The 12,661-nt window shown below is 44.4% G+C and carries 10 protein-coding genes and 4 pseudogenes; all 14 read left to right on the forward strand.

Translation table 11 applies throughout. From position 1 onward, the window contains the following. The first annotated feature begins 6 nt into the window (after positions 1-6). The 14 genes and pseudogenes from JCM19037_RS14655 (at position 7) to lysS (ending at position 12,365) form a co-directional block, all read left to right on the forward strand. Positions 7-768 (forward strand): threonine/serine exporter family protein, encoded by a 762-nt coding sequence (locus JCM19037_RS14655; RefSeq protein WP_042402412.1) that lies wholly within the window; start codon positions 7-9, stop codon positions 766-768. Between the two features lie 7 nt (positions 769-775). Further along, positions 776-1,228, forward strand: coding sequence for a threonine/serine exporter family protein (locus JCM19037_RS14660; RefSeq protein WP_307189820.1), 453 nt, complete (start codon positions 776-778; stop codon positions 1,226-1,228). Continuing rightward, entirely contained in the window at positions 1,212-2,603 is a 1,392-nt protein-coding gene (tilS, locus tag JCM19037_RS14665) for a tRNA lysidine(34) synthetase TilS (protein ID WP_042402418.1), read from the forward strand. The genes JCM19037_RS14660 and tilS overlap by 17 nt, the downstream gene beginning before the upstream one ends. Positions 2,604-2,631: 28 nt before the next feature. After that, a complete protein-coding gene (hpt, locus tag JCM19037_RS14670) occupies positions 2,632-3,174 on the forward strand; it encodes a hypoxanthine phosphoribosyltransferase (RefSeq protein ID WP_042402420.1) in 543 nt (180 codons plus the stop codon). A gap of 66 nt (positions 3,175-3,240) precedes the next feature. After that, positions 3,241-5,290: pseudogene (ftsH, locus tag JCM19037_RS14680) on the forward strand (ATP-dependent zinc metalloprotease FtsH). Positions 5,291-5,363: 73 nt separating this feature from the next. Continuing rightward, positions 5,364-6,155, forward strand: coding sequence for a type III pantothenate kinase (locus tag JCM19037_RS14685; protein WP_042402426.1), 792 nt, complete (start codon positions 5,364-5,366; stop codon positions 6,153-6,155). Then, positions 6,152-7,033 carry an Hsp33 family molecular chaperone HslO gene (gene hslO / locus JCM19037_RS14690; protein ID WP_042402428.1) on the forward strand — a complete coding sequence of 294 codons (882 nt, stop codon included), beginning with the start codon at positions 6,152-6,154 and terminating at the stop codon, positions 7,031-7,033. Before JCM19037_RS14685 ends, hslO begins: the two co-directional genes overlap by 4 nt. 98 nt (positions 7,034-7,131) lie before the next feature. Continuing rightward, positions 7,132-8,064, forward strand: a complete 933-nt coding sequence (gene cysK, locus JCM19037_RS14695) for a cysteine synthase A (protein ID WP_042402431.1) — start codon at positions 7,132-7,134, stop codon at positions 8,062-8,064. Between the two features lie 116 nt (positions 8,065-8,180). Continuing rightward, positions 8,181-8,770: pseudogene (locus JCM19037_RS14700) on the forward strand (aminodeoxychorismate/anthranilate synthase component II). 33 nt (positions 8,771-8,803) lie between these two features. Continuing rightward, positions 8,804-9,665 (forward strand): annotated as a pseudogene (gene folP / locus JCM19037_RS14705) (dihydropteroate synthase). After that, positions 9,638-9,997 (forward strand): dihydroneopterin aldolase, encoded by a 360-nt coding sequence (folB, locus tag JCM19037_RS14710; protein WP_042402434.1) that lies wholly within the window; start codon positions 9,638-9,640, stop codon positions 9,995-9,997. Before folP ends, folB begins: the two are co-directional and overlap by 28 nt. Beyond that, positions 9,994-10,527, forward strand: a complete 534-nt coding sequence (folK, locus tag JCM19037_RS14715; RefSeq protein ID WP_042402437.1) for a 2-amino-4-hydroxy-6-hydroxymethyldihydropteridine diphosphokinase — start codon at positions 9,994-9,996, stop codon at positions 10,525-10,527. The genes folB and folK overlap by 4 nt, the downstream gene beginning before the upstream one ends. Continuing rightward, positions 10,479-10,688, forward strand: a complete 210-nt coding sequence (locus JCM19037_RS14720; protein WP_042402440.1) for a helix-turn-helix domain-containing protein — start codon at positions 10,479-10,481, stop codon at positions 10,686-10,688. Before folK ends, JCM19037_RS14720 begins: the two co-directional genes overlap by 49 nt. Before the next feature lie 173 nt (positions 10,689-10,861). After that, positions 10,862-12,365, forward strand: a pseudogene (gene lysS, locus JCM19037_RS14725) (lysine--tRNA ligase). The last annotated feature ends 296 nt before the right edge of the window (positions 12,366-12,661 follow it).

The following is a 12,661-nucleotide window of genomic DNA, read 5'->3' on the forward strand; positions in this document are numbered from 1 at the left end:
GTCCAAATGACAACGAAAAATGACAGGTTAATTGAACTGTGCCTCACTGCCGGTAAGCTCATGCTTATGTACGGGGCCGAAACGTATCGTGTGGAAGATACGATGAAGCGGATGGCTGTGGCAGGTGGCATGAGAGACGTGAACAGCTTTGTAACAACGACAGGTATCTTTCTGTCAGGCATGCTTGATGATGATGACGATGTGATGCAAATGATTCGGATCGTTGATCGTTTTCAAGATTTAAGCAAAGTAACAGAAGTGAATCATCTATCTAGAGAATTTGTTTCTGGAAGTATGACAATCCAAGAAGCGCGAGCAGAGTTAAAACGCATTGAAAAACAGCCGATGAATTATCCGTTATGGTTAATTTATCTTGCCTCAGCAGTAGGAGGAGGGGCGTTTTCCTACCTCATTGGCAATTCGATGTTTGATATGTTGCCCGCATCTATCGGTGGCCTCGTCTCAACGCTTGCACTCGTTTTGTTTCAGCACTACTTGCAAGCAAAATTCTTCTCTGAATATCTCGCGGCCTTCTTTGGTGGAATTACAGCATTAATTCTTGTTCATTCAGGGTTTGGTACGAACTTGGACCAAATTATTATCGGTTCGGTCATTCCCCTCGTTCCTGGTGTGCCATTAACAAACTCTGTCCGGGACTTGATGGCTGGGGATCTCATCTCGGGTCTTGCACGTGGTGCTGAAGCTGCACTAACGTCATTATCGATCGCAGCAGGTGTAGCGACTGCCGTTTCATTATTTATTTCGTAGACAAGGGGTGTGCAGTTTGATTTGGGAACTCATCATTTGCGGAGTTGCAACGATCGCGTTTGCTATTATCTTCAACATTCCTTATCAGCTGCTTTGGATGATTGGGCTTATTGGGATTACATCTTGGAGCGTATTTAGCTTCTTGCCGGTAACAGGAGTCGGTCCTGTGCCTGCAGCGGCAGTCGCCGCCTTTACTTCTGCACTCATAAGTCATTGGTGCGCACGAAAGAAGCGGGTGCCGGTCACGACATTCACCATCCCAGGTATTATCCCCCTCGTCCCCGGAGGACGTGCATATGAGACGATGTTGGCATTTGTACAAGGGGATTATGTTGAAGGATTGGCTCAAACAGCGGGTACGCTGCTTCAAGCAGGAGCAATTGCAGGTGGATTAGCGTTTGCGTTATCGATTTTTTCAATAGGAAGAGGAGTCGGGCAAAGATATGAAACGAATCGATGATTTTGTTCAGACGAACGATTTAATCACGAAAGATTCAACGATCATCGTAGCTGTTTCGACTGGCGTTGACTCTATGCTGTTGTTAGAATGGTTGCTCCGACGTGAGTCTTTATATAATATACAAATTGTCGTGGCGCATGCGCATCACGGGTTAAGAGATGCTTCGAATGAAGAATTGTCATTTATTCGTCATTATTGTGAGCAGCGACACATCAAATTATATACGAAATACCTACACGTACATGAACAACAAAAGGCAAACAACGATGCCGGCAAATCGGTGCAACAACTGGCTAGAGAGCTCCGCTATCAGTTTTTTGAGGAAGTAATGGAGAAGGAACGGGCGCATTATATTATGACTGGACATCACGGAGATGACCAAGTAGAAACCGTGCTAATGCGAGTGACGCGAGGGTATAGTGGAGGGGGGCTAGGCATTCCGAAAGTGCGTGCATTTGGACGAGGTCAACTCGTAAGGCCGCTATTATGCTTAGCAAAAGAGGATATTTATGAACTCGCCCGTGCTGAACAAATTTCATGGTGTGAAGACGTATCAAATGAGGATCAACACTATACGAGAAATCGATTCCGTCAGGCAGTACTTCCTAAACTCAAAGATGAAAACAGGCGTTTGCATGTATCTTTCCAGCATTTTGTTGATGACTATGAAGAACAAAGGGTATACATAGAAGCTGAGGCGGAAAAAATATTACAACAATGTGTATTTCAACAAGAAGAAGGCCACATTCTTCACATTCACCCTTTCCGTATTCACCCTATTCCTTTACAACGGCGGGCGTTTCACTTACTATTGAACTATCTATACCGAAACAAAAATGTCTTGGTATCACGGGTACATAGTGATCAATGTCTCCGCCTTTTACACGCCGACCGTTCTTCTGCAGAAATTCAATTGCCGGAAGGTTTGAAAGTGTCAAGGAGCTACGATCAAATTCGATTTACGTACGGACAGCCTTTTGCGCAAATGCCACAAGAGACCGTCCGGGTGAATGAATGGCCAACGGTCGTACAAACCTCGATTGGCGCGATTACATTTGAACAGACAGAAAAAAGGCGCTCAGCATCATTGATGGAGTGCCATATTCCTATGGAACACGTAACGGTGCCCTTGTTTGTGCGATCAAGGTTGCCAGGAGATGTCATTCAACCGCAGGGGATGACTGGTACTCAAAAGGTGAAACAAGTATTTATTGATCAGAAGATCCCGAAAGAAGAGCGAGCAAGTTGGCCGATCATAACCGATGATCACGGGCAAATTATTTGGATTCCGAAGTTGAAGAAAAGCACAATCGCAGACGAGCAATCACAATCTTCATACATTCGCATGACAATCCAACGAACCGTAAATCTTTGAGTAATGGAAACGAGGGTGTTTAAGTTCGATGAGGAATGAAATTGAAGAAGTATTAATTAGCGCTGAAGAAATTGAGGAAAAATGCAAAGAGCTCGGCAAGGAAATTACAGAAGAATATAATGACAAGTTTCCTCTATTGATCGGTGTACTTAAAGGTGCATTGCCATTTATGGCCGACCTAACCCGATGCATTGATACACATGTCGAAATTGATTTCATGGATGTTTCTAGCTATGGAAATAAAATGAGATCTTCTGGAGAAGTTAAGATTGTAAAGGATCTTGACGCTTCTGTTGAAGGGCGCGATGTATTAATTATTGAAGACATTATTGATAGTGGTCTCACACTTAGCTATCTCGTAAGTTTGCTAGAACATCGTGGTGCTAAGTCGGTTAAAATCGTAACGCTTCTTGATAAACCGGAAGGGCGTAAAGTTGATATTGTTCCGGAGCTAGCCGGATTTACTGTGCCGGACGCTTTTGTTGTAGGCTATGGTCTTGACTTTGCAGAGCGTTATCGCAACCTCCCCTATATCGGTATTCTAAAACCAGAAATCTATCAGGACTCTTGATTATGGCTTTTTCATTTAGTGTGATAATATTACCTGTATTGTGTGACAAGCGGGAGGAGGTCTCGAATGAGTCGGGCGGTTAGATATACATTATTTTGGGGTGTCATCGTATTGATCCTTGTTGGAGTCGTCAACATGTTCAACGATGATGTCGGCGATTCAGAAGTGCTGACAACCCAAGAGTTTTTAGAAGTTCTAGATCAAGATGAAATTGTATCAATGACGGTACAACCTGAGTTAGACGTTTACTTCATTGAAGGTGAACTCACAGGTGGTACTGAAGATGATCCGAATACATTCCAAGCACATATTCTACAATCACAAGTGATTACAGATATGCTTGTTGAAGAGTTTCAAACGAACCTAATCTTATGATGGGGGATTCTGAGCCTGCCCAAGAATCAGGTGGATGGCTCCAGTTCTTAACAGCAATGCTGCCGTTTATCATTATCTTTATTCTCTTCTTCTTCCTACTGAGCCAAATGCAAGGTGGCGGAAGTCGAGTCATGAACTTTGGCAAGAGTAAAGCCAAAATGTATCAAGAAGATAAGAAGAAAGCTCGGTTTAAAGATGTTGCTGGTGCCGAGGAGGAGAAGCAAGAACTCGTTGAAGTTGTTGATTTCTTAAAAGACCCTCGTAAATTCTCAAACATTGGAGCGAGAATACCAAAAGGTGTGTTGTTAGTTGGACCACCAGGTACAGGTAAAACCCTACTCGGTCGTGCTGTTGCAGGCGAGGCGGGCGTGCCATTCTTCTCGATTAGTGGTTCAGACTTTGTCGAGATGTTTGTTGGTGTCGGTGCTTCTCGTGTGCGTGACCTCTTTAGCAACGCGAAAAACAATGCGCCATGTATCATCTTTATTGATGAGATTGACGCCGTTGGTCGTCAGCGTGGAGCGGGTGTTGGTGGCGGTCACGATGAGCGTGAGCAAACGCTAAACCAATTGCTCGTTGAGATGGATGGTTTTGATGGCAATGAAGGAATTATTATTATTGCTGCGACAAACCGTGCCGATGTATTGGACCCAGCGCTCTTGCGTCCAGGACGTTTTGACCGACAAATTACTGTAGGTGCCCAGATGTTAAAGGTCGTGCCGATGTGCTTCGTGTGCATGCGAAGAACAAACCGTTAAACGAAGATGTTAAGCTGGAGGTCGTCGCCCAACGTACGCCAGGATTCTCAGGAGCCGACTTAGAGAACCTCTTAAACGAAGCAGCCCTCGTTGCTGCTCGTGCGAACCAAACAGATATCCGGATGGTTCATATTGAAGAGGCGATTGACCGTGTTGTCGCAGGTCCTGCGAAGAAGACGCGAGTCATTTCGAAGAAAGAACGTAACATTGTCGCGTTCCATGAAGCAGGTCATACCGTGGTCGGTGTGAAGCTAGAGAACGCAGATGCCGTTCATAAAGTAACGATTGTCCCTCGTGGGCAAGCGGGTGGTTATGCCATGATGCTTCCTAAAGAAGACCGTTATTTTATGACGAAACCCGAATTAATGGATAAGATTGTTGGTTTGCTCGGTGGGCGAGTGGCTGAAGATGTGATCTTCGGTGAAGCGAGTACAGGCGCTCATAATGACTTCCAACGAGCGACGGCCATTGCCCGTAAGATGGTTACTGAGTACGGGATGAGCGAAAAGCTTGGACCGTTGCAGTTTGGCTCATCAAGTGGTGGTCAAGTCTTCCTCGGTCGCGACATCCAAAATGAGCAAAACTACTCTGATGCGATCGCATTCGAAATCGACCGTGAAATCCAGTCGATTATTAAAGAAAGCTATGATCGTTGTAAACAGATTCTTACCGAAAACAAAGATAAACTCGAGCTCGTTGCCGAGAAGTTGCTAGAGCTTGAAACGTTAGATGCAGAGCAGATTTATTCTCTTGTTGAGGATGGGAAGTTGCCGGAGAACCATCACTCCAATCAAAAGCAATCTGATGCTATTGAAAGCTCATCAACCCAAGATCATGTCGACGATGAGAATGTTAAGGTGAACATTCATTCAAAAGAAGAAGAGCCACCTGTTGACGAAGACGTGTCTAAAGATGATGAAGCAACAAATGAATCCACTCATGAGGATGAGAAATCATCAGATGAGGATGACCGAAAGTCGTAAACGATGAAGAAGAGGGATGTCATACCGGCGTCCCTCTTTTCTTATGAATGCTTAGAGGAAATGGGGTGAACGGATGGAACTTGTCATTGATGTAGGGAATACACATATTGTGTTTGGGGTATACGAGGGTGAAGAGCTCCTGCATTATTGGCGGCTCACGACGAATCAAAATCGTACCGAAGATGAATATGGCATGCTTATGCAAACGTTGCTACAGAACGAAGGCGTGTCTTCTAAAGATATACGAGGCGTGATGATTTCTTCAGTCGTTCCTTCGCTCATGTTTGCACTTCAACATATGACGGAGAAATATTTTCAAACAGAAGCAATGGTTGTCGGCCCTGGAATTAAGACGGGATTGAACATATTGTATGATAATCCAAAAGACGTCGGAGCCGACCGGATTGTTAATGCGGTTGCAGGCATTCGTGAATACAAAGCACCGTTAATTATCGTTGATTTTGGAACGGCGACAACGTTTTGTTATATTGATGAGCGGGAAAATTATGTAGGTGGAGCTATTGCTCCAGGGATACCTATCTCAACTGATGCATTGTATTCTCATGCGTCAAAACTTCCGCATATAGAAATACAAGAACCAAAGGCAGTGGTCGGTCGGAATACGATTACGGCGATGCAATCAGGCATATATTATGGGTATGTCGGGCAAGTTGATGGCATTGTAGGTCGGATGAAAGCAGAAGCTAAACGTAAGCCGCAAGTCATTGCGACTGGAGGCCTTGCCCGTATGATTGGGCGCTCTGCGTCATCGATTGACGTTATTGACCCGTTCCTTACGTTAAAAGGACTCAAACACATCTACGATATAAATGTTAACCGAGACAAAAGGAGAGAAATCGATTGAAAGACTACCTAGTAAAAGCATCAGCGTACGATAACCAAATCCGAATTTATGCTGCGACAGCAACGGATATGGTAAATGAGGCAGTTGGGCGGCATGGAGTGTGGCCAACTGCAGCGGCGGCCCTTGGGCGAACCATGATTACAGGTACGATGATGGGTGCGATGCTAAAAGGGGAAGACAAAGTGACAATTAAAGTAGAAGGCGATGGACCGGTTGGACCGATCATCGTTGATAGCGATGCTCACGGCAATACGCGTGGTTATGTATACAACCATGCTGTTCATTTTGACTTGAATGCAAACGGAAAGCTTGATGTCGCCCGAGCTGTAGGAACAAATGGTCATATCGCGATCACGAAGAATCTTGGAATGAAAGAGCAGTTTACAGGCCATTCCCCGATCGTTTCTGGAGAGCTAGGGGAAGATTTCACGTATTATTTTGCGAAGTCCGAGCAAATCCCGTCATCGGTTGGTGTCGGAGTCCTCGTGGATACCGACCATTCGATTAAAGCCGCGGGCGGTTTTATTTTGCAAGTTATGCCAGGAGCTGATGATGCGACAGTGACGAAGGTGGAACAGCAAATTGGAGCGATGCCACCAGTGTCTAAGCTCATTGAACGTGGCGATTCCCCAGAGCAAATCATCGCTACCGTAACAGGTGGGGAATACAAAAAACTTGAGACGATGGATGTTGCATTTAAATGTGAGTGTTCCCGTGAACGAATTGCTAGAGCCATAGTCAGTCTTGGTTCTGATGAGATTCAATCGATGATTGAAGAAGACGGCGGGGCAGAGACGCAATGTCATTTTTGTAATGAGAAGTATGACTTCAACGAAGTTGACTTACAAGAGCTCAAAGATGAAGCTAACGCACATTAATGGGCGCAGGAAACAATTGACAGAAAATTGCCCTTCCGTTAGAATGGAACTAATACCAATAAAAATACTTGGGATTAATTTTGAGGAGGCTATCATTCATGAGTAAAGTTGCAAATTCTGTTACTGAGTTAATTGGCGATACACCGCTTGTAAAGATCAATCGACTCACTGGGGAAAATGATGCAGATGTGTACCTCAAACTGGAATACTTCAATCCAGGTTCTTCGGTGAAAGACCGTATTGGTTTGGCGATGATTGAGAGAGCTGAACAAGAGGGTAAGATTTCACCAGGTAAAGATACAATTATTGAACCGACGAGTGGGAATACAGGAATTGGCCTTGCGATGGTCGCGGCTGCTAAAGGTTACCGGTCGTTACTCGTTATGCCGGAGACGATGAGTCAAGAGCGCCGAAACCTTCTCAAAGCTTATGGCGCTGAGCTTGTGCTTACACCTGGACCTGAGGGTATGGGTGGAGCGATTGGAAAAGCGAAAGAGCTTGCCGAGGAGAAAGGTTATTTCATGCCGCAACAGTTCGAAAACCAAGCGAATGTTGATATTCATCGGGAAACGACAGGTAAAGAGCTGTTAAAGCAAGTAGACGGTCAAATTGACTCGTTTGTTGCTGGAATTGGAACTGGCGGTACAATCACAGGGGCTGGTGGGTTGCTGAAAGAAAACTTCCCGAACGTAAGAATTGTCGCCGTAGAACCAGCTGATGCACCCGTTTTATCTGGAGGTCAAAAAGGACCGCATAAGATTCAAGGAATTGGTGCAGGTTTTGTTCCTGGTATCCTAAACACAGACATTTATGATGAGATTACCCAAGTGACGACTGAGCAAGCATTTGAGTTTGCACGACGTGCAGCGAAAGAAGAAGGAGTGCTCGGAGGGATATCCTCAGGTGCGGCTCTTTACGCAGGTCTTGAAGAAGCGAAGAAGCTCGGCAAAGGCAAGAAAGTTGTCGTTGTGATCCCTTCAAACGGGGAACGGTACTTGAGTACTCCGTTATATCAATTTGATGACGAATAAAGAAACGTTTCTGCAGCGGCTCCGTTTAGGGGCCGCTTTTGTTTTTGTATACAAGATGATAAACTATGGAGATAGTAAGACGAGTAGAGTTTAGCTGAGCTGAGGAGGAGATTAGTATGTTGCTTATGATTGATAATTATGATTCTTTCACGTACAACCTTGTGCAGTATTTCGGTGAGTATGGCGAGGACTGCCGGGTATTTCGTAATGACGAAATTACACTTGAAGATATGATTGAACTCGGGCCAGAGCGTCTTGTCATTTCTCCAGGACCGTGTTACCCCGACCAAGCAGGAATTAGCTTAAAAGCTATCGAATATTTCAGTGGTAAAATTCCTGTGCTAGGTGTCTGCCTTGGTCACCAAGCGATTGGGCAAGTGTTTGGAGGTTCTGTGAAACAAGCACCTCGGTTAATGCACGGTAAGACGTCATCCTTAATTCACGACAATAAAGGGTTGTATAAAGGAATTCCACAAAATACAAAAATCATGCGCTATCACTCTTTGACCGTTGACCAAGATACACTTCCCGACAGCCTTCTCCCAACGGCTTGGACTGAGGAAGGTGAGCTTATGGCTTTCGCCACCGTGAGCATCCAACAGAAGGGGTGCAGTTTCACCCTGAGTCAATTATGACAACAGAGGGAAAACGAATGATGCAGCAATGGTTGCAAACAGAAGCTACATTAGCTCCTGCCGCACCGTAATGGCATGTTGTTAGATAGAAAGGAAGAAGGCATATGACACCAACCGATGCGATGAGTTGGGGGAAGTGGCAGCTAGACTTTACGAAGAAGACACTCATCATGGGTGTGTTGAATGTCACCCCAGACTCCTTTTCTGATGGAGGGCGATACGAAGCGGTCGATGTAGCTGTGGCTCAAGCTAAAGCTATGGTTACTAACGGTGCAGATATCATTGACATCGGTGGGGAGTCAACTCGACCAGGGTTCACGCCTGTTTCGCAAACAGATGAACTAGAACGTGTACTGCCTGTCATAGAAGCCCTACGTGGAGAAGTTGATGTGCCATTTCCATTGATACGTATAAAGCCGAGACAGCTAGGCAAGCCATTGAAGCAGGGGCAGCCATCATCAATGATATTTGGGGAGCAAAATATGACCCAGAGATGGCGAAGGTTGCAGCAAAAACAGACGTGCCGATTATCCTTACTCATAACAGAGAATCGTTAGAGTATACGAATTTCATGGACGACGTGATTCGTGATCTTCAGGAGAGTGTACAAATATGTGTTCAAGCGGGTGTTCAAACCGACCGTATCATTATCGATCCGGGCATCGGGTTTGCCAAATCTTATGAACAGAACTTAGACTGATGCGGCGGCTGAATGAACTTACAAATTTAGGCTTTCCGATTTTGCTCGGCACGTCTCGGAAGTCCTTGATTGCACAGACGTTACACACGCCACCAGAGGACCGCTTAGAAGGTACAAGCGCAACGATTGCGCTCGGCATTGAGCGTGGATGCGATATTGTACGTGTGCATGACGTAAAAGAAATGGCGCGAACCTCAAAGATGATGGATGCGATGTTAGGAAAAGCAGGTGAACCCGGTTGGATAAAATCTTTGTCAATGGAATGAAATTTTATGCGTACCACGGGGTTTTTGAAGAAGAGAATCGTCTCGGTCAACGCTTTGAAGCAGATGTGGTATTAGAAACTGACCTCAAGCCCGCTTCCGAAACGGACAACTTAGAGAAAAGTGTTGATTATGGCGAAGTATACCAAATTACGAAGAAAGTCGTAGAAGGACAGGCGTATGATCTCGTTGAGTCCATTGCTGAAGATGTTGCTTCAGAGTTACTTTCATCTTTTACAATTGTTCAGCGTGTGACCGTCAAAATCATTAAGCCTGACCCGCCGATCCCTGGTCACTATAATTACGTAGCCATTGAAATTGTGAGGGAAAAATGATTAACACAGCTTATATTGCTCTTGGCTCAAACATTGAACCAAGAGCACAATACTTAAACCGAGCACTAAGTGAAATAAATCAACATGAATACGTGGAGATGAAACAAGTATCTTCTATATACGAAACAGAACCCGTCGGCTACACGGAGCAGTCTGAGTTCTTAAATATGGTCATTAGCGTGAACACTTCGTTGCAACCGGAAGAACTTCTTCTTTTTTTGCAAAAGGTAGAGCAACACCTACACCGTGTTCGAGAGATTCGGAATGGACCGAGAACAATTGATCTTGACATTCTTCTCTTTAACGATGAGAATATTGAATTGGAACAGTTGTGTATCCCACATCCTCGCATGCAAGACCGGGCATTTGTGCTCGCTCCGATGCAAGAAATTGCTCCTTTTGTTCAGATACCAACTCTTAATACATCAATAAGGCAGTTGTATACAGCTTTACCGGAACGATTAAGAAAAGGGGTATTATTATGGAAACAGCAAGGACAGGAGGAAGAGTTCGGGCTTTTCGAAAACTGAAAGGCTTTACTCAACAAAGTTTCGCCGATCGTATGCACATGTCTGTTTCTGTCGTTGGAGAAATCGAAAGAGGAACACGTGTTGCAGAAGATGATTTTATTGAACGAGCGTCGGATCTTTTGGGAATACCTGTGAATGAACTGCTCGGGGAAAATAAATAGCGTGAACAGATCACGAAATAGAACAGGATATGTTCATCATTTACATGTTGGGTTGTAACGGTGTTATAAGAGAACGATTTTCCTTGCAGTAATGGTTAGAGCATTTGTACTTAGGCAACTGTCAGTGAAGACTGGCAGTTTTTCAATATGATTTCTTAAAGGAGATGTTTGTAATGTCAGATTCAGAATTACAGCAAAGCGACCAAAGGCTTGTCCGGATTGAGAAGCTCGAGCGTTTACAAGAAGAGGGGTACAATCCATTTGGTACGCGATTTGAACGCACGCACACAACAAGCGAGCTACAAGACGCTTATGATGAATATAGTAAAGAGCAACTCGCTGAAAAAGAGGACGAGCACACGTTGCAATCGCTGGCAGAATTATGACGAAAAGAGGAAAAGGTAAAGCTGGCTTCGCTCATGTTCAAGACTTGCAAGGGCAAGTTCAACTGTACGTCCGCAAAGACCAAGTTGGTGAAGAGCAATATGAGAAGTTCCAAACCATTGACATTGGGGACATTGTTGCGGTTGAAGGGGTTCCTTTTAAAACGAACGTAGGCGAACTATCTGTAAAAGCAAAAGACTTTAAGATAATGACGAAGTCACTTCGTCCTTTGCCAGACAAGCACCATGGACTTAAAGATGTTGAGCAACGGTACCGACAACGGTATTTAGATCTCATTGTCAATCCAGATGTAAAGGATACGTTCGTTTTAAGAAGTAAGATCTTACAATCAATGAGAAGATATTTAGATGACCAAGGGTTTTTAGAAGTAGAGACCCCAACAATGCACCATATACCTGGTGGAGCAAGTGCCGGCCATTTATTACCCACCACAACGCCCTAGATATAGAGCTGTACATGAGAATTGCTATTGAACTCCACTTGAAGCGGTTAATTGTTGGAGGGATGGAGAAAGTGTATGAAATTGGCAGGGTGTTTCGAAACGAAGGCGTATCCACCCGTCATAATCCGGAATTTACTATGATTGAGCTGTACGAAGCTTATGCGGATTATAAAGACATCATGAACCTCACCGAAAATTTGGTCGCTCATATCACTAAGCAAATTCATGGTTCAACGACAGTCCAATATGGAGAGCATACGATTGACCTTTCGACAGGCTGGCGCCGAGTTCATATGGTAGACATCATTAAAGAAGAGACTGGCGTAAACTTATGGGCAGACTTAACAGATGAAGAAGCGAGACAACTTGCGAAGGAGCATGGGGTTCATGTTGAGAAGCACATGGGCTTTGGTCACGTCGTGAATGAGTTTTTTGAACAACTCGTTGAAGAAAAGTTAATCCAACCTACATTTGTGTATGGACAGCCACTTGCAGTATCACCGCTTGCGCAAAAGAATGCAGAGGACCCAAGATTCACAGATCGATTTGAGTTATTTATTGTAGCTAGAGAACATGCCAATGCGTTTACAGAGTTAAATGATCCAATCGATCAACGTACACGATTTGAAGAGCAAGTGCTCGCTAAAGAACGAGGAGAAGATGATGAAGCCCATCCACTAGATGAGGATTTCCTAGAGTCGCTCGAGTATGGAATGCCACCAACGGGTGGACTTGGTATAGGAATTGATCGTCTTGTTATGTTGCTAACAAACTCTGCTTCTATCCGAGACGTTCTATTGTTCCCGCAGATGAAAAGTAAAGATGAATAAAAGAACGAATCCAGTAGTGATTAATCATTACTGGATTTTTTTAGATTTCCTCTTGCACACGTTTTGCGGAGATGATATATTACTATTTGTCCCAAAAACAACCGAGCAAAAGCACGAAAAAAACAATATGAAAAAATATTGACGTGCCTATCGGTTGGTGGTAATATATTAAGAGTCGCCGCAAGAGAGGCAGAAACGCCGACGCAAACAACGAAAAAGAAACAAAAAAGTTGTTGACGCGGACGACGCAAGATGATAAGATAATCAAGTCGCTGTTAAAGGCGACAGAGCAACGA

The sequence above is a fragment of the Geomicrobium sp. JCM 19037 genome (assembly GCF_000698105.1).
Lineage (GTDB): Bacteria > Bacillota > Bacilli > Bacillales > Marinococcaceae > Geomicrobium_A.

Coding starts and splice junctions, on each gene's coding strand:
- JCM19037_RS14655 (WP_042402412.1), top strand. CDS start 7: ATGACAACGAAAAATGACAGGTTAATTGAACTGTGCCTCACTGCCGGT.
- tilS (WP_042402418.1), top strand. CDS start 1,212: ATGAAACGAATCGATGATTTTGTTCAGACGAACGATTTAATCACGAAA.
- hpt (WP_042402420.1), top strand. CDS start 2,632: ATGAGGAATGAAATTGAAGAAGTATTAATTAGCGCTGAAGAAATTGAG.
- JCM19037_RS14685 (WP_042402426.1), top strand. CDS start 5,364: ATGGAACTTGTCATTGATGTAGGGAATACACATATTGTGTTTGGGGTA.
- cysK (WP_042402431.1), top strand. CDS start 7,132: ATGAGTAAAGTTGCAAATTCTGTTACTGAGTTAATTGGCGATACACCG.
- folK (WP_042402437.1), top strand. CDS start 9,994: ATGATTAACACAGCTTATATTGCTCTTGGCTCAAACATTGAACCAAGA.
- JCM19037_RS14720 (WP_042402440.1), top strand. CDS start 10,479: ATGGAAACAGCAAGGACAGGAGGAAGAGTTCGGGCTTTTCGAAAACTG.